General features: G+C 63.7%; 14 protein-coding genes and 1 pseudogene. 8 read left to right on the top strand and 7 right to left on the bottom strand.

What is annotated here, in order from left to right:
• Nucleotides 1-52: 52 nt before the first annotated feature.
• Nucleotides 53-1,861: a glutamine--fructose-6-phosphate transaminase (isomerizing) gene (gene glmS, locus BLT08_RS07450; protein WP_090304515.1), complete on the bottom strand. Its 1,809-nt coding sequence runs from the start codon at nt 1,859-1,861 to the stop codon at nt 53-55.
• 757 nt (nt 1,862-2,618) lie between these two features.
• Nucleotides 2,619-3,260 (bottom strand): helix-turn-helix transcriptional regulator, encoded by a 642-nt coding sequence (locus BLT08_RS07440; RefSeq protein ID WP_090304511.1) that lies wholly within the window; start codon nt 3,258-3,260, stop codon nt 2,619-2,621.
• Between the two features lie 341 nt (nt 3,261-3,601).
• Here BLT08_RS07440 and BLT08_RS07430 point away from each other — a divergent pair, with 341 nt between their 5' ends.
• The 6 genes and pseudogenes from BLT08_RS07430 to BLT08_RS23725 form a co-directional block, all read left to right on the top strand.
• Nucleotides 3,602-5,002 carry a nucleotide sugar dehydrogenase gene (locus tag BLT08_RS07430; RefSeq protein ID WP_090304506.1) on the top strand — a complete coding sequence of 467 codons (1,401 nt, stop codon included), beginning with the start codon at nt 3,602-3,604 and terminating at the stop codon, nt 5,000-5,002.
• Between the two features lie 6 nt (nt 5,003-5,008).
• The gene (locus BLT08_RS07425) at nt 5,009-6,073 is read left to right on the top strand and encodes a DUF354 domain-containing protein (RefSeq protein ID WP_090304504.1); all 1,065 of its coding nucleotides are present in this window, start codon (nt 5,009-5,011) and stop codon (nt 6,071-6,073) included.
• A 7-nt stretch (nt 6,074-6,080) separates the two neighbouring features.
• Entirely contained in the window at nt 6,081-7,043 is a 963-nt protein-coding gene (locus BLT08_RS07420; RefSeq protein WP_090304502.1) for a glycosyltransferase, read from the top strand.
• Entirely contained in the window at nt 7,036-9,018 is a 1,983-nt protein-coding gene (locus tag BLT08_RS07415; protein WP_175529259.1) for a DUF2206 domain-containing protein, read from the top strand. Before BLT08_RS07420 ends, BLT08_RS07415 begins: the two co-directional genes overlap by 8 nt.
• Nucleotides 9,019-9,139: 121 nt before the next feature.
• Complete coding sequence (locus tag BLT08_RS23730; protein WP_394328192.1) at nt 9,140-9,493, top strand: HAD family hydrolase; 354 nt, start codon at nt 9,140-9,142, stop codon at nt 9,491-9,493.
• Nucleotides 9,494-9,511: 18 nt separating this feature from the next.
• A pseudogene (locus tag BLT08_RS23725) lies at nt 9,512-9,745 on the top strand (HAD-IA family hydrolase); the annotation flags it as partial.
• Nucleotides 9,746-9,918: 173 nt separating this feature from the next.
• Here BLT08_RS23725 and BLT08_RS07405 read toward each other — a convergent pair.
• Together BLT08_RS07405 and BLT08_RS07400 are read right to left on the bottom strand one after the other, a co-directional pair.
• The gene (locus BLT08_RS07405; protein WP_090304497.1) at nt 9,919-10,497 is read right to left on the bottom strand and encodes a metal-dependent hydrolase; all 579 of its coding nucleotides are present in this window, start codon (nt 10,495-10,497) and stop codon (nt 9,919-9,921) included.
• Nucleotides 10,498-11,496, bottom strand: coding sequence for a DUF1616 domain-containing protein (locus BLT08_RS07400; protein ID WP_090304495.1), 999 nt, complete (start codon nt 11,494-11,496; stop codon nt 10,498-10,500).
• A 388-nt stretch (nt 11,497-11,884) separates the two neighbouring features.
• Between BLT08_RS07400 and BLT08_RS07395 the strand changes: the two genes are divergently transcribed.
• Entirely contained in the window at nt 11,885-12,511 is a 627-nt protein-coding gene (locus tag BLT08_RS07395; protein ID WP_090304492.1) for a DUF7344 domain-containing protein, read from the top strand.
• Between the two features lie 23 nt (nt 12,512-12,534).
• Here BLT08_RS07395 and BLT08_RS07390 read toward each other — a convergent pair whose 3' ends face one another.
• Together BLT08_RS07390 and BLT08_RS07385 are read right to left on the bottom strand one after the other, a co-directional pair.
• Complete coding sequence (locus tag BLT08_RS07390) at nt 12,535-12,930, bottom strand: hypothetical protein (protein ID WP_245724175.1); 396 nt, start codon at nt 12,928-12,930, stop codon at nt 12,535-12,537.
• Between the two features lie 277 nt (nt 12,931-13,207).
• The gene (locus BLT08_RS07385; protein WP_090304489.1) at nt 13,208-14,902 is read right to left on the bottom strand and encodes an asparagine synthase-related protein; all 1,695 of its coding nucleotides are present in this window, start codon (nt 14,900-14,902) and stop codon (nt 13,208-13,210) included.
• A 223-nt stretch (nt 14,903-15,125) separates the two neighbouring features.
• Here BLT08_RS07385 and BLT08_RS07380 point away from each other — a divergent pair, with 223 nt between their 5' ends.
• On the top strand, nt 15,126-16,457 hold the full coding sequence (locus tag BLT08_RS07380; protein WP_090304487.1) for a polysaccharide deacetylase family protein: 1,332 nt from the start codon (nt 15,126-15,128) through the stop codon (nt 16,455-16,457).
• A 184-nt stretch (nt 16,458-16,641) separates the two neighbouring features.
• Here the strand turns inward: BLT08_RS07380 and BLT08_RS07375 are convergent, their stop codons facing one another.
• The gene (locus BLT08_RS07375; protein ID WP_090304485.1) at nt 16,642-17,910 is read right to left on the bottom strand and encodes a PKD domain-containing protein; all 1,269 of its coding nucleotides are present in this window, start codon (nt 17,908-17,910) and stop codon (nt 16,642-16,644) included.
• Nucleotides 17,911-18,061 lie beyond the last annotated feature (151 nt).

The following is an 18,061-nucleotide window of genomic DNA, read 5'->3' as shown; positions in this document are numbered from 1 at the left end:
AGTCGGGTATCGGACGGGACGGCGAAAAGTCGTCAGTATCGCGGCGTCTCGATCACTCGACCGTCACGCTCTTCGCTAAGTTGCGCGGCTTGTCGATCGGTCGCTCGAGTACGTCCGCAGCGTGGTAGGAGACCAGTTGGAGCTGTACGTTCGCCAGCAGGCCGGCCCAGACGGGGTGCGTGTCGGGAACCGACAGGTGAACCTCGGCGACGTCGGTCAGCGGGTGATCGTCGGGACTGACGGCGACGATCGGCGCGCCGCGGGTCTGGGCTTCGATCGCGTTCGTCTTCGTCTTCCCGTCGCCGCTGCCGGTGGCGACCGCGAACACCGGCGTCTCGTCGGTCACGAGCGCGAGCGGGCCGTGTTTGAGCTCCCCGGCGGCGAACCCCTCGGCGTGTTCGTACGTGATCTCCTTGAACTTCAACGCGCCCTCGAGCGCTACCGAGTGGCCGAGCCCGTTGCCGATGAAGAAGTACGACTTGCTGTCGACGGTATCCCGGGCGAGCGACGCCGCGTCGGTCGTCTCGAGGACTCGCTCGACGTGTTCCGGGAGCTCTTTCAGCTCCTCGAGCATCGTCTCGCGGTCCTCGGCGGGGGTCGCCGTCGGAACGTCGGCCGCGAGCCGCTGGGTGAGCAACGCGAGCGTGACCGCCTGCGACGAGAAGGTCTTCGTCGCGGCGACGCCGACCTCCGGGCCGGCGCGGATGTAGATCGCGTCGTCGGCCTCGCGTGCAGCCGTCGATCCCACGACGTTGGTGACGGCGAGCGAGCGGGCACCGCGCGCGGTCGCCTCGCGGACGGCCTCGAGCGTGTCGGCGGTCTCACCGCTCTGGGTGACCGCGACGACGAGGGTCCCCTCGTCTACGGGTCCCGACATCGACGTATACTCGCTCGCGCGGACGACCTCCGTGCTGATCCCCGCCGAACGAAGCAGGTTGGCGCCGTACATCGCCGCGTGATAGGACGTTCCGCAGGCGACGAACTGGACGGTCTCGACGTCTTCGAACGTGCCGGCCGGCAGTTCCTCGAGCGCAACGTCGCCGTCGTCGATCCGGCCCTCGATCGTGTTCGAGAGCGACGTCGGCTGGTTGTTGATCTCCTTGAGCATGTAGTGATCGTACTCGCCTTTCCCCGCGTCCTCCGGGTCCCAATCGACGGTGTCGGTCGATCGATCGATAGGAGTGCCCTCGAGATCGGTGATTCGGTAGGAGTCGGGATCGAGAACGACGATATCGCCGTCCTCGAGGTAGATCACTTCGTCGGTGTGGTCGAGGAAGGCCGGGACGTCGCTTGCGAGGAACCACTCCTCGTCGTCGAGTCCGAGGACGAGCGGCGAACCCTTTCGTGCGGCGTACACCGCCTCCTCGCCGTCAACGATCGCGGCGATCGCGTAGCTGCCCTCGAGCGTCTCGACGGCGCGGCGGACCGCCTCCTCGCTGTCGCCGGTTTCCGTCCGGTACTCGTCGATGAGGTGGGGGATGACTTCCGTGTCGGTGTCGCTCTCGAACTCGTGGCCCTTCGCCTGAAGTTCGGTTCGGAGCTCGTCGTAGTTGTCGATGACGCCGTTGTGTACGACCGCGACGTCACCAGCCGTGTCCGTGTGCGGGTGTGCGTTCGCGTCGGTCGGCGGGCCGTGGGTACTCCAGCGCGTGTGGCCGATCCCCATGTTGCCGTGGGGCTGGCTCTCGAGCGAGGACTTGAGGTCGTCGACCTCGCCCGAGCACTTGTGTACCTTGACGCCGGAGCCGTTCTGGACGGCGATCCCCGCCGAGTCGTAGCCGCGGTACTCGAGGTTCTCGAGTCCCGACAGAAGCGTCTCCGCGGCGTCACCGTGACCGATACGCGCGATGATACCGCACATCAGCCGCTCACCTCCGCTCGAGCGGCGGTCGTCGGATTCGTCGCGCTTGTCAGACGGTCTGCAACGGGTGCCGCGTTCGGAACGGTCGTACCCGGTCGGTGCGTGGGAGCTGCCTGACGGACAGTGCGATTGTGTGTCATTGATATCACCTACCCACGCCCGTCGACTGCGAGACGGGGCGGGTCGTTACAACCGTCAAGACCGACAGCGGCCATTACTATACCACGGATAAGCTGAGCGCTATCGTCTGTATAATGCGGAATTCGTTTGCACGAACTGCAAACGAGCCGTGGGTTGTCAGGGTGTCCCGCACTCGAGAGCGCTATAGCGGGACCGACTCCGTGTGCGGGAGCGGTCGCACCCTCGTAGAATCGGGCAGTCGTACCGATACGGAACTGATCCAGAGTCGCCGATTCCGCCGGTGGCGGGTATTTCGGTAGCCGATAGGAGCCGGCTTCGAACAGCGGTGGATCCGTCAGTGGATGGGTTCGAGTCCGGTCCGATTCGGCCCCGGATCGGACGATACCTCGCTCTGGACGGTCACGACGACAACGGCAACTACACGCTGGGCTGGCGTGGTCGTGTGGGATACGAAGCGACGGGACGGATGCGATCGGTTGGAAGACCGTGGTGTGCGTGGCGGAATCCGACCGATCGTCTCCGTCGAACCGAGAGACGCCCGATCGCACGGCAGCCGTGCGATCGGTACTGAACCGTTTCAGTCAGTACGAGAGTGGTGCGAGAGTGTGGTGCGTACTCACTGAATCGGTTTTCCGGTGTCGGTACACTGCGTTTCCGTCTCCGGCTCTCGGTCGGACAGGGTGATGAGATTTTCTCGGCCGACCGAGGTCTTCTCGATCGTGCCGTCGGTGTGCATCTGCGAGCAGATCCGGCTCACTTTCGACTTCGACCAACCGGTTTCGTCGGCGATCTGGTGTTGGCGAATGCGGCCGTGATTTGCGACGAGCAGTCGAACCACCTCTCCCTTGTCGCTCAGGAGTTCGGTCGGTGTCTCGGGTGAGAGATACTGTTCGTAGGGTCGGTGATCGTCGGTGGGTGAGCCAGTTATTTCACCCGACTCGTCCGCTGACTGTGACAACAGCGGGTGCGTAGCGAGTTCGACCTCCCGGTTCGACAGCAGTTCTCGCAGGCGGATGCCGACGAGTCCGCAAATCAGTAGGAACAGAACCGCGATCATCGCCGCTTCCCAGATCGATGCGCCGCGTAGCATCGACAGCCAGGATACCGGTCCACCCAACTGATCGCTATCGCTGGGAGCTACCGATGCGAACGTCTGGACGTCGAGTCGACGAATCGGCACCGAACCCGTACTCGAGGACACGCTGGCGTGTATCGAGGCGAACGCGGGTTCGAGTTCAATCTGGGAAGTTGAAACCATGTGTTTCACGGTTCTGACGCGGTCGGTGGGTTCGGGTCACGCCGTTCGTGATCGAACTGACCGCATGAATTATCGGACCGATGCCCCCTTCATTATGAATCCGTATAGGCCCGTTTAACACCAGTATAAGCCGCTGACGTCGATATCGACGTGAACCATCTGAGCCGCCGACTCACCCCCAGCAGATCGCCTCACGAGCGGATGGTCGTGGTGCAACCGTTTATTCTGGCTATAGTAAACCACCCGAACTGTCTCTGGATAGATGAGGAACGCGAACGGCACCGAGCCGAACGAAACCGTCACACGAGCGGGTGTGACGGCCCAGCGACCACGTATCATCTATGACCACGACAATCAGCGACACCGAGAACCGAGCGGACGACCGAGAGCGCGACCGACTACCCCTTCGATCGAGCGACGAGGGGACCACCCTCGAGCACGTCGAGGAGCAGTCCGTCCGAGAGGCGACGATCTGCGTCGTCGGACTCGGCTACGTCGGCCTGCCGCTTGCGGTCGGCTTCGCGCAGTCGGACTACCGTGTCATCGGCTACGATATCGACGAATCGACGGTCGAGCGTCTTCAGGACGGCGTCGACACCACCGGCGACCTCTCCGACGAAGCGATCCTGGACGGCGACATCTCCTACACGACCGACGCGGCCGAGATCAGCGAGGCCGACTACGTCATCATCGCCGTACCGACGCCGATCGACGACGACGACCGGCCGGACCTGCGCTTCGTCGAGAGCGCGGCGACCACCGTCGGCTCGAAACTGACCGCCGGCACGACGGTCGTCCTCGAGTCGACCGTCTACCCGGGGACGACCCAGGACGTGTTGATCCCGACGCTCGAGGAGGCGGCCGACCTCACCGCTGGCGAGGACTTCTTCGTCGGCTACTCGCCGGAGCGCGCGACGCCCGGAGACGACGAACACGGACTCGCACACGTCGTCAAAGTCGTCGGTGCACAGACCGAGCCGGTGCTCGAGGACGTGGCGACGCTCTACGAGTCGGTCGTCGACGCGGGCGTCCACCGCGCCCCCTCGATCGAGGTCGCCGAGGCGTGCAAAGTCGTCGAGAACACCCAGCGCGACCTCAACATCGCGTTCGTCAACGAGCTCTCGATGGCGCTCGAGCGGATGGACGTCGACACGCGGGCGGTCCTCGAGGCCGCGGGTACGAAGTGGAACTTCCACGACTACCGTCCGGGACTGGTCGGCGGCCACTGCATTCCGGTCGATCCCTACTTCCTCGCCCACCGATCGGCCCAGGAGGGATACGAGCCCGAACTCATCCGGGCCGGTCGCGACGTCAACGAATCGGTGCCGGACCACATCGCCGATCTGACGATCAAGGCGCTCAACCAGTGTCACAAGACCCTTCGCGAGAGTCGCGTGCTGGTTCTTGGACTGTCGTACAAAGCGGACGTCGGCGACATCCGGAGTTCGAAAGTCGCGAACGTCGTCGACTCGCTTCGGGAGTACGATATCGACGTCGAGGGCTTCGATCCGTTCGCGGACGCCGATGCGGTACAGGAGACGTTCGACCTCGAGGTCCAGGAGACGCTTTCGTTCGAGGGCTTCGACGCCGTGCTCCTCGCGACGCCACACGCCGAGTTCGAACGGCTGGACCTCGAGGCCGTCGCGGCCGAACTGGGGGAGAATCCCGCCCTGATCGACGTCACGGGAACGTACGGGGCGGACGCGGCCCACGACGCGGGATTCGTCTACCGGAGGTTATAATCGCCAATGCGAGTCGTGATCACGATTCAACACCCCGGACACGTCCACTTCTTCCGAAACCCGATCGAGGAACTGGAAGCCCGGGGACACGAGGTCCACGTCTTCGCCCGCGAGAGCGACGTGGCTATCGCGCTGCTCGAGGCGTACGATATCGACCACGAGGTGCTCGCCGGCGAGTCCGACTCGCTGTTCTCGTTGGCCACCGTGCAGGCGACCTACGAGACGCGCCTGCTGGCCCGGGCGCGACGGATCGATCCTGACGTCGTCACGGCCATCGGCGGCGTCGCCGCCGCCCACGTCGCGTCCGTTTTGCGTACCAAGAGCGTCGTCTTCTACGACACCGAACACGCGACGCTCATCACGAAACTCGCCTACCCGTTCGCGGACGCGATCTGTACGCCGGCGTGTTACCGCGACGACGTCGGCTCGAGCCAGGTGCGCTACCCGGGGTATCACGAACTCGCCTACCTCCATCCGAATCGGTTCGATCCCGACCCGGCCGTCCTCGAGTCGGTCGGCCTCGGTTCCGACGATTCGTTCGCCGTCGTTCGTCTCAGTAGCTGGGAGGCCTCCCACGACGTCGGTCACGGGGGGTTCGACGACCCGCGCGAGGCGATCGATCGACTCGAGGACGCCGGTCTCGAGGTGTTGCTCACGGCGGAAGGTGAGCCACCGGTCGACCTCGAGTCGTACCAGTTTTCGACGCGACCCGAACGGTTGCACGATCTGCTCGCTTACGCCGATATCGTCGTCAGCGAGGGCGCGACGACCGCGACCGAAGCCGCGGTGCTCGGCACGCCGGCCGTCTACGTCAACCCGCTCTCGCTCGGCTACACCGCCGAACTCGAGGCCGAGTACGGACTGCTGTTCGGCTGTAACGGCGACGATCGCCACGCTCGAGCGCTCGAGACGATCGACGACGTCCTCGAAGCGCCCGCTGAAACGTGGGCCGAGCGACGGGAACGCCTGCTCGAGGAGCGGATCGACGTGACGGCGTTCGTCGTCGAACAAATCGAATTACACGCGCGCACGCGAGGTGCGAAACCGACGCCGGCGACCAATCCACGCTAACCTACTCATGAACGTACTTCAGTTGGTCACGTCCCCGCGACCGTTTTTCGACCAGCAGGTGTCGGTCCTCCAGGATCGGGGCGTCGACTGTACCGTCCTCGACGTCCCCGGCGCACACAGCGGCGACTCGACGCGAGCGCCGACGGACTACGCGCGATACTATCCGCGGATCCTCTCGGAACTCCGTTCGGGCGACTACGACCTGATCCACGCGAACTACGGACTCGTCGCACCGTTCGCGCTCGCGCAGCCGACCCGGCCGGTCGTCGTGACCCTGTGGGGGACGGATTTGATGAGCGACCACGACTGGCTCCGCTCGCTCAGCCGGTTCGGTGCCCGCCGTGCGAACGCGGCAATCGTTCCGAGTCGGGCCATGTCGAACGTACTCGAGACCGACCACGAACTGATCCCGTTCGGTGTCGACACCGACCTGTTCAGACCGATGTCCCAGGCGAACGCACGCGAACGCGTCGGCTGGGAGACCGACCGACCGATCGCGCTCTTTCCGTACGATCGGACGCGAGCCGTCAAGGACTACCCGCGAGCGCGACGGCTGGTCGAGCGCGCCGACGCCGACCTCGAACTGCGGACGGTCACCGGCGTCGACCACGAGGAAATTCCACACTACATGAACGCGAGCGACGTCCTCCTCGTGACGTCGGAACGCGAGAGCGGTCCGATGGTCGTCAAGGAGGCCGCCGCCTGTAACCTGCCGGTCGTCTCGACCGACGTCGGCTTCGTCCGCGAGACGGTCGCGGACGTGACCGGCTGCGTCGTCAGCGACGACGACACGGCGCTGATCGACGGGCTCGAGTACGTCGCCGACGCTCGCCGCCGATCCGACGGCCGCGAGACGATCGACGGGCTGAGTCTCGACGCGCTGGGCGACCGGCTCCTCGGCGTCTACCGTGACGTGCTCGAGCGAGACGGGCCGTCGGGCCGACGAACGGAGGTGGGCCACGGTGTATAGCAGGCTGTCGGAGCTGCGACCGTTACGGCTCGACACCGTCGCGGCGATCGTCGGTCTCGTGCTCGCGCTGGCACTGTTGCCGCTTCGATTCTTCGCGTCGCAGCTGTATCTCGAGACCGTCCCGTTGATCCTCGGGACCGCCTGCGTCCTGTATCTCGTCTCCCTCTATCAGGGGGCGAACTCGACGAGCCTTCCGACGCTCCCGTCGGGAGTGGCGATGGCGCTTCCGAGCATCGTTCTGGCCGGACTCTCGGCGCTCGTGGCACTGACGGTGATACAAGGCGCGCGGACGCCGCTCTTTTTCGGGGTGGCGAGCGTCCTCGGGACGCTCGTGATCGGGCAGATCCTCTTCGTGAACGACCGCGAGTTGCATCCCGGAATCTTGCTGCTCCAGATCGTCGCCTTCGCGTTCGTCTTCCGGTTTACCGCCCTCTACGCGACGCCGGGATACATCGGGATCGACATCTGGACCCACACGGAGCTCACGCAGGCGATCCTCGACGAGGGCTCCGTCGGCGGCATCTCCCACGACAAACACTACGCGTCGCCGTTTTACCACCTGTTAGTCGCGTCGTCGTCGGTGCTGTACGACGTGTCGCTGCGGACGGCGCTGTATCTCTCCGTCGGCATCGCGATGCCGCTGTCGGTCCTGCTCGTCTACGCCACGGCGAACCTGCTCGTCTCCGCGCGGTGGGCGACGTTGGCGACCGCCCTCTTCGCCCTCGCCAGCCACGTCTCGATGTGGGGCATGCACCTCATTCCGACCAGCCTCGGGCTGGTCTTCTTCCTCGCGATGGTGTACTCGCTGATCCGCGTCATGCGCATCGAGTACACGATCCGCGACTTCGCGTTGCTGGTCCTGTTCAGCGTCGCCGTCATCCTCACCCACCAGGTGTCGACGTTCATCATGCTGGTGTTGTTGGCGGCGGCGTTTCTCGCCCAGATCGTCTTCGAGATCGACCCGCTCGGGCTGACACGCGTCGACACGAGCGTCTTCCGGTCGAAGAAGCCGGTCAACCTCATCGGGCTCGTCGTCTTCAACTTCGGGCTGACGATTTTCGTCTGGTCGCTGACGCCGTACGGCGATCAGTCGTTCCTCGCGACCGTGATGAGCTTCTTCAGCCAGACGATAGAGGAGAGCGCCGGCTTCCTCAACATCGCGAGCGACTCGGGCGACGCCGATCCGGACGAAGCAGCACAGGCGGCGACGACGCTGCTCGATCAGGTCGTCCCTTACGTGGACGCCCTCGGATTCCTTTTCCTGCTCGGCGTCACGTTCGTCGGCTGTCTGTACGTCGTCCACCGCCGACGCGCCGAACAGTCGGTGTTCACGCTCCTGTTAGCGGCGGCGTTCATGCTCGTCTTCGTCCTCGGGCTGCCGATGTTCGGCATCCGGAACTTCATCCCGACCCGGTGGTTCGCGTTCCTCTTCGCGCCGATGGCGATTCTCGGTGCGATCGGCCTGCGAACGATGGTTCGGGGACTCGAGCCTCGAATCGTCGTCTCCGTGCTCCTGATCTTCGTCCTCGTCTATCCGGGTGCGATGATACTGGCGGTCGAGAGCAACTCCGAGAACCCGATCTTCGACGATCACCACGAACAACTGGCGTACAACGAAGCGGAGCTCGCCGCGGTCGACTCGATCGGCGAGCTAACCGGCTCCCAAACTGGAAGCGAGATTCGCGAAGATCAGCGAATCCACACGGATCATCCGTACCAGACGCTGTTCTGGCGTACCGGGGCCTATCCCCGGTCGGGAATAGGCACCGCGACCGTACCGGACGGCGGCGTCGCCGACCACGAGTACACGGTCTACCGCTCGACGCAGTCGACCGACGCGGTCTACTTCACCGACGCCGACGGCAACGGACGGATCGAGCAGATCGATCAGCCGCAACTCTGCCGGCCGGATCAGGCCACGGTCTACACGAACGGTGAAGTGACGATGTGTGCGGCCGGGCCCGGATCCGGCTAATCGCCGTTCACCCGTCGTCGGACCACTCGTTTTCGATGCGACCTCAGTGACCCACCTGGCCGTCCCGTTGGTTCAGCCTGGAGGAACACCTTTGGCTTCGGTTTCCGCACCCTGTGAGACGATGACGAACGCGAAGGCGATCGTTTTCGACCTGGACGGAACGCTGCTCGAGCACCGTCAGGCGTACTCCGAGATACTGGCGGCGACCTTCGAAACGGTCGAAGGGGAGGCACGGGAAGAGTGGATCGAACGGTACACTGACGTCTTCGACGAGCTGTTCGAGGCGTACGAGCCGAATCCGGTTCCGCGGGCGTTCGCCAGTATCGACGCCTGCTCGGACCCGGAGCTGCTGGCGGACGAACTCCGTAGACGGGAGGCGCCGGCCTGCGAACCGCCCGACGCCGTCCACGCGGATCTAGACCGCCTCTCGGACGGCCATCGGCTCGGCGTGCTGACCAACGGTTTCGAGGGCTGACAGCGGTACAAACTTCGCGAGCACGACCTCGAGCAGCGCTTCGAGACGGTCGTCACCTCCTATCAGGCCGGGGCGCACAAGCCGTGCGAAGCTCCGTACCGATTCGCCGAGGCACGGCTCCCGGCGCGAGCCTACGCGATGGTGGGCGACGACGATTCGGACGTCGACGGCGCGAGGAACGCCGGCTGGACCGCGTTCCGATACTCGGGCGGCGGATTCGCCGATCTTCCCGATAGCCTCGATTGGGAGTAGTCGACAGGGAGGGCTGCGATCGTCGCGGTCATTGGTTTGTTTGAATTCGCAGCCCCCTCTGACCGGTAGCACAGCGACCGTTCGACGGGACCCGTGTCAGCGACCGCTCGAGGCCGATCGATCGACTGTCGATAGAAACAGCGAAAGAGGCGGATCGCGGGACCGACTCCGACTCATGCCTGCAGACGAGTCCGAAGCCACCGGTAGCCGTCGGCAGCGATCGGCGCACCGTCGACCAGCCAGAGCGCCACGACAGCGACGCCGAGCCCGAGCTGGAGGGCGACCGACGGCGTCACGCCGCCGGCGAGCAACTCGTTTACGTACCGGACGAAGTAGAGGGCGAAGTGGTCCAGAAATCCGCCGTGGTCGCCCGCCGGCGGCGACTCGAGCGGCCAAAGGACGACCCGTGGCTCGAATCGCGAGCTTTCGCGCAAGGGGTCGTAGACGTCGGTCACGAGGTGTGAGCCGTACGCGAGTGCAAACGCGCCGGCGAGGAGTCGGTCGCCGTGCCGGGCGGCCACCGCGTACACCGCGAGGCAGACGATCGGAGCGACGAAGATCGAGTGTCCGATCGAGTAGCCGGTTTCCGTGATCCCGAACGTCCAGGCGAGGGGTTTATCGACGAGATCCGGGAGCTGTGAGCCGATGACGACAGCGACCGTTTCACGGCTCGTGGGTGCCCGTCTGAGGGCCACGTTCGCGAACAGTGAGTACAGAACGTACGCAAAGGCGAGGTGCTCCCACGGAAACATCTATTCGGCTTCGATCGGCAGGTGGATCGCTCGATAGGCGTTCTCGGCCGTCGGCTCCGACGGCGGCTCGTCGTCGTAGAGTAACAGCGTCAGTCGGAGATCATCCCCCTGCATCGACGGCGTGATCTCGAGCGTTTGCTCGTGTGCGTCGCCGTGGGCGACCGTCGCCGACTGCCTATCGAGTTCGGCCGCTTCGGTGACGGTCGCATCGCTATCGTTGGCGTCGCCGTCGCCGACACGCTCGAGCAACGCCACGGTCGTGTAGTCGCGTTCCTCGTGTTCCTGATTGGTGATCGACACCGCGAGTTCATCGGTCTCACCGGCGGTGTACGTCGACTGATACATGGTGTCGATATCCCCGCTTACGGTCTCGGTTTCGACGGCGAACTCGGTAAAGCCGTCGCCCTGGGGTGGGTTCGCGATCGCGAAGCCGGCACTCGCGACCAACAGGACCAACGCGACGACGATCGCCACGTTGTACGGTCGGGTGTTCGTTCGCGAGTACGCGTTCGGTCGCGCTGGTGTGTGAAACGATAGCGCGGACGAGAGCGACGGCGCGAAGCGGCGGTCGGCTGGACACCGATAGCGAGAACCAATCGCGAGTACCGAAAGCACGACCGTGAACACTGCAATCCCGGGGAGCACCGTTTCGAGCGTCAAACCCCTAGGGGTTGCGGACGCCAGAAGGGCAACCATCGGAACGGTCGCAACGCTAAAGACCACTGACAGTATCACTCGTTCGACCGACTCGAGTCCCCCAGTGACGATCAGCGGATTTCCGAGCGCGGTTTCCTCGTCGTCGAACGGCTGATACTCGTCGGTCGGCTCGTCCGGAAACAGCGCAGAGACGAGCGCATAGCCCGGTAGAAAGCAGACGAGCGGAACAAGAAGCACCGTTCGGACGACGCCACCGACGCCGGAAAATATCCCGAACGTCACTGCGCCAGTGATCGCGATGACGGCTGCGAGGTCGAAAAACCACCAGTGATTGTCGCTCATGAGGGAGTCGTTGGGGCGATAGCTGGTTTATTATCGGCACGGTAAGCGGCCTACTGAAGGGGGTGTCTGCCGGCTGCCGGGGGACATTATATCAAAAATCAGATACAGGTTCTACGTGAGTCTCTTTCGCCGGTTCTGAACGATCCCACGGGGTACAACAGTCCCACATTCGGATAGACCGTTCGCAATTTTTCCGATTCAGCTTAAGAAATTAAAAACTGCAATCAGATCCAGGTATGCCGATGATCGCGCAGTAAGAGGGCTCTGGACCAGATATAAAAACACTAGAAAAGCGATCAAGGTTCGTGAAATCATCTAAATCGCGAATATCGACAATTTACAGTTCCAATGCTTTATTACCCCCTTCTGTTTACGGGATATTGGTGCGATGAACGCGACATATATCAGCGAAAAAGAACACGGTGAGCAGGAGACGGACGGTGACGTCGATCAGCCATCGGAAGCGCCTATGGATGGTGACGTCGACCAGCCATCGGAAACCTCTGCGTTTTCGAAGGACGAAATCTTCCACCTGCTGCAGAACGAACGCCGCCGAATGGTTCTTCGATACCTTCGTGGCACCGAAGGACCGGTACGTATGCGCGATATTGCAGAGCAGGTCGCGGCGTGGGAACACGATACGACGGTCGAACAACTCACGTCCACGCAACGCCAGCGCGTCTACATCCCGCTCTACCAGTCTCACCTGTCGAAACTCGACGAGGCGGGCATTATCGACTACCAGAAAAACCGCGGTATCGTCGAACGGAAGCCGCTCGCGAATCAGGTCGATCAGTACCTCCAGATCGAGCCGGCCGACGAATCCATGCCCGCACAAGCGACCGACGAGAACTGGGACGACTACTACATCGGCGCGACGGTCCTCTGTTACGTCCTCCTGGTCGGTGCCGTCGTCGAGCTGCCGTTCACCTCGTTCCTCTCGGGGATCGCGTTGAGCGCGCTGATTCTCCTCCTGTTTTCGGTACTGACCGTTAGCCGACTCGTCAACCGGTAACGACTGATCCCGCACTGTAACTGTTATACGACAACCGTTAGTACGACGAAAATAGCTGCACCCAACACCGCGAGCGAAAGAACCGTGAGAACCACGCCGGACGCCGTAATCGGTGGTGTTCTCGAGACGGCTGACGCCATTGCGATGCCGTTCTGTGTTCCGGATCGAGCCTGTGGCGGCCGCTCGACGACCCCCTGGGACTCGTCGAACACGATGTCGTTCGAGGCGTCGAGTGCCGGAAGCCGATCCTGATGTAACTGTTCGTGGACGGCCGCCCAGGTTTCGACCGGCGGGTCCGCGGGCGCGATCAGCTTATCGGCGACCTCGTCGACGGTCACCGGCGTACTCATCTCGTCGAGTTCGACTATCAGCGCGGTATCGGACTCTGGGACGAAGTGCGTTGCTCGTCGGCTGGACACGGACGGCTCCTCTGAAAGATCGCTCGGCGGGGAGTGATAGATCGTCACTCCGGTGCTGGTGTCCGGATCACCATCGGATTCCTCTCCGGGGGGGGTCTTCCGACGAGGATCGAAACCAAGGCGGCGTCAGACGCATGACTCGCGCTAAAACTGCGTGACATATAAGTATTGTCTCGGTTTGGCGGCTGCAACAGATCTATCCCGTCATTAGACGGGTTTCGGCCGGTGTTCTATCTCGTCGAACCGTATTCGCGGCGGGCGATTTGTATCGAATACGTTATCCGATCGTCGACTGCGGTGGCGAGAGCCACGGAATGGATCGGTCTCTCGAGTCCGTCCAGCACTCGAGCCATCCGCGAAGGTCGATCAGCCGAAGCTTGTGTCTGGCGGGGAGGTCGTGGACGTGTTCGGCGTCGGCGAGCAGCCGCCGGTCGAAGTCGTGGCGTTCGAAGAGGGTCTTGCGGTCGGGCCAGGGCGGTTGAAACGACGAGAGCAACGGCGTCTTCCGACGAACGAATCGCTCGATCTCGTTGAACAGCATCGTATCGTACGGCCGATCCGGCGGCCTGTGTCGCAACACGTCGCCGTCGAGCTGTTTGCACGCCTGGAGAAAGGTGTCGGTCGTCCGGTGTTCCGGTGGCGTCCGAAGATGCCAGTCGACGAGTTCGCGGTCGGTCGCCAGAAACGACGTCAGGAATTGATCCGACAGGTGGTTGTGGAACGGAATCGACGGCTGATTGGCGATACCGACGCAGGTGAGCGTGTTCTGTACCGTCCGCGCGCGATCACCCCTCGCGTCGAACTCGGCGTCGATCGCCTCCCTGACGAACGCCTCCGGCTCCACGTCGAACGACGTTCGCTCGGCGAGTTCGAGGCTGGCTTCGCGGCTGTAGCCGAACTTCTCGAGCAGCGACTCGATCGGGTCCGGATCCGGATCGAGTCGGGAGACCGGGACGCGTTTGCCGAAGACGTCGACGCTGTCCTGTGCGGTGAAGTGACCTCGGAAGAACGTATCACAGAGGAGTCCGTGATACATCGTATCGACGTCCATCTCGTCGGTGTAGCCGGCGTGATGGATGTGCAACGACTCTTTGATCCCCTGTGAGTACCGGATCTTCGACTCGTCGGCGCGGAGATAGCGCTCGTCCGGCGGGAACGCGGTGTGGCTCGCGTCGTACTGCTCGGCGAGTCGTTTCGCGCCCTGTACCTCCTGTGCGTCCGGCGAGCCGACCGTGTAACTGTGGTCGATGTCGGCCACCTGCGAGAGGATGATCCGCGAATCGTACCCCGCCGAGAGGAGTACCCCTTTCGTCCCCGGGAGCGCCGACCGCCGTCGAAGCGCGCGCTCGAGACGCTCGGCGAGTTCGGTCGCGTAGTCGAACTCTTGTGGCTGATAGACGAACCGGTCGAGCGAGTCGACCGAATCGACCGTCAGCGCACTGTCTATCGGGAGCCGGCTCAGTTCGTCCACGCCGGTCTTCTCCCCGAGGGTCACGCCAAGATGCAAGAACTCGAGGATACCGTTTCGGTCGAGCGTCGGGTCCGCGACGGGACGGCTAACCTCGGCGGGGTCGGTGCCGAAGACGCGAACGCCGGGGTCGTCGGTGTAGAAACATTCCCGGGAACGGACCACGTCGGTCGCGACGATCGCTTCGTCGGCGGCCGCGGAGTCGAGCACGGCGACGTACGAGCCGTTGAGTTCCGAGAGGGCCTCGCGGCCGTCCGCCTCGTAGCGCTCGAGGAGCCACCGAGCGGCGTTCGAGGCGTCGCCGGGGACGTACACCTCCCCCCAGATGACGCAGTAGCCGTCGTCGCCGGCGTATCGCGCGCTCCAGCCGTGGGTTCCGAGGTCGGAGTCCCTGATCCCGACCGTGGTAGTCGAGCCAGCGAGCACCTCGTCGAACTCGTCGCTGGATCTGAATCGGTCGAACGTCTCGATACTCCCGAATACGCCGAAGAGCTCCCTATTCATCGTCGAAGATCACTGTATTGTCGACGCACGAGAGACGACGGCCGATCGAACGAACTGGTCGTCACGCACGTACGCCTGATTGGTCCAACCTCCGGTCCTGCGGTCGTTAACTATGCCATTGTTAAGCCTCGAGACGGCCGCACGGCGGTGATCTGAACGATGGGGGATTGCGGACTATCGACTCTATAATAATGGGATCGCTGTCGATACCTTCGACTCGTCTATGACATCCGACCGACCGACGCGACGACGAATCCTCGCACTGTCCGGTGCAACCGCGGCCGCTGGTCTCGCGGGGTGTACCGATCGCCTCGAGTCGCTCACTGGCAGCTCCGACGGTGACGACTCCTCGGAGGAGGGAGAAACCACCGAGCGGGCAGCAGCGCTCGCGGACGGCGTTCCGTCGCTCGAGACCGAGTACAACAGCCGCGAACAGTACCGGCAGCCGGGGACGTCCTTCGATGACTTCGAGGACCTCGACGCCTGGGACGTCGTCCAGGGCTCCGGGGAGGCGGACGAGGACGTCGTCTTCGACGGCGATCAGAGCTACAAACTGGAGTCCGACGGCAGCGAGAACGTCGTCGCCCAGCGAGATCTCAGCGGTGAAGATCTCACCGAGACGGACCTCTCCTTTGCGATTCGGACGACGACGCCACAGAACATCACGATCAACCTGCGTCTCGTCGACCAGTTCGGCAGCGAGCGCGTGTACTCGCTCCGCGAAATCACGTATCGCGAGCCCGACGTGGGCTGGTTCCGCTCGAGTCCCGGCGTCTTCGAACAGAGCGAGTACGAACCCGCGATGGACTCGCTCGACCGTCTCGAGATTCAGGTCCTCCACTCGATGGACGAGGCGGAGGTCTGGATCGACGACCTGCGAACCCACGAGAAGCCCGACCAGGGGTACGTCATGCTGGTCTGGGACGACGGCACCAGCGACTACTACGAGACGGCCTCGCCGCTGCACGACGAGTACGGCTTCCGAACCGTTCAGGCGCCGGTTCCGCGGTGGACCGAACAGGGACGCGACGGCGTCATGTCGGTCTCGGAGCTCCAGGAGCGCCAGGAGGAGGGCGACCAGATCGTCGTCCACGGCACGCACACGCCAATTCACGAGTACGACGACGACGAGGAGATCGAAAACAGGCTCCGAAACGACAAACAGTGGTTCATCAACAACGAGTTCGAGGGCGCCGACTACATCGTCTACCCGCACAACAGCTACGACCGGTCGAGCCTCGAGCAGAAGACCGACTACCACTACTGCGGTGGCTTCAACCAGGCGGGCAACGTCAACACGACGAGCGTCTACGGCTTCGATCCGTTGGCGCTACCCCGAACCATCGGCCACGACATCGACATCTCGAAGCGCTGCGTCGATCTCGCCGCCGAACACAACCAGTGTACGATCCTCAACTTCCACGAGTTCGAGGCGAACAACACCATGCCGGAGGACGACTACGAGGACCTCCTCGAGTACATCGACGATGCGGACGTCGAGGTCATCACGTTCGACGACCTCTGGGAGCTGCGGACCGAACAGCACTACGAATAGCGCTCCACGTTAGCCGAAGCCGTAGCGTGCGTCCCGTCGCTCAGTACCGAATCCGATCCGTTCTTCGCGTGCCACCGATTCGCTGCTACCGCAGTCGTCGTCTCGAAAGTACCCTTCGTCTCCCCTCGTCCCGTTTCGTCGACAGCGCAGCGACCGTGGGACAGAGTCAGGTGCGGACGACCGATCAACTCGCCGAGAGCGTAATCTCCTCTGTGGCAGTCGTCCCGGTATCGTCGGTTACGCGCAACACGACCGTGTGGTCGCCGTTCGCACTAATCGTCACCTCGAGCGTCTCGCCAGTCGCGTCGAAGCAGCCATCGTTGCCGACGTCCCACTCGTAGCAGACGATTTCGCCGTCCGGCACACACGAACGCGAGCCGTCGAGGACGATCGTCTGGCCGGACTCGAGGGACAGTTCGTCCGCGTCGCTCGGATCGGTCGTGATCGTCGCGGTCAGCGAGTCACGGTCCGGCGTGTCCATCTCGTCGTCTGGCGCGTCGTCCGCTTCGTCCGGCGTTTCGTCGTCGGGCTGTTCTTCGACCGGTTCGTCCGAGTCGCCCGTCTCCTCGGGGTCGTCCGCTTCGTCCGGGGACTCGCCGTCCGCGTCGTCCGCCGGCTCCTCGGCAGGATCGTCGGGAACGTGGCCGTTGTCGGGCACCTCCTCGGGGAACAACTCGTCTTCGACGAGTCGTTCGGCGATCACCGAGTGCCAACGAACGCGGGTCTCGAGCTCGACGTCGGTCGACAGCGTCTCCACGAGGTACGCGTCGGCGTCCAGATCTCGAGCCGCCTTGTGGACGAGAAGCCCCTGCGGGTCGCTGTTGGGCCCGGAGAACCGACCGGTCTGGAACGCGAGGTCGGGATCATCGACGTAGTTCTGCGTGGCGTAGTCGGCGGCGTCGGCCGCTGTGGCCGGGGCGCCGTCGCCGTCCGAGTGGAAGATCGCCTGTCCGACGCCGTCGACGGGGTCGCCGGCGTAGATGCCCGTCGACTCGTGGAGGTCGAGGACCACGTCGGGGTCGGACTCCACGACGACGTCCCAGAGCGCCCGCGAGAGTTCCGTCTCCGGCTCGCTCCCTTCGTGGAACTGCCGATTCAGGTCGACTCCATCCTCGCCCGTCCGCGTTCCGCGATCGACCGCGACGGCGTCCGCCTCCGGAATCGTGACGAGCGTGCCAGCCTCGATCGTCCAGTCGGCGATCTCGTCCGCGGCGACGTAGCCGGCGACCTCGTTACCGTGGACGCCGCCGACGACGACGACCGTGGGTCCGTCCGCTTGCGCGGTCGTGACGTGTACCGTCGTCTCGTGGACCGTTCCCTCGAGTATTTCGAACGACTCCCGTGAGACTCCTTCGTCGGTCTCGCTGCTCGCTGTGGTGGCGCCGATACCCGCGAGGACGGCGCCGGCCGTGAGTGACAGTGCTGTTCGTCGTGAGAGTGAGCTCCGTTGCATCCAGCCTCACCTTCGAGAGGACCGATGTTTACTATCGCGAGAATAACCTGAGAATACATCTATTATCGCGCTCGCAATGGTTGTCGCGGCGACGCGACTAATCGTTCCAGCACAGAAACGGTTCGGTAACCGACACGCAAACGTCCGGGCT

The sequence above is a fragment of the Natronorubrum texcoconense genome, assembly GCF_900100335.1.
Classification (GTDB): domain Archaea; phylum Halobacteriota; class Halobacteria; order Halobacteriales; family Natrialbaceae; genus Natronorubrum; species Natronorubrum texcoconense.
This window is presented reverse-complemented; position numbering and strand designations above follow the sequence as displayed.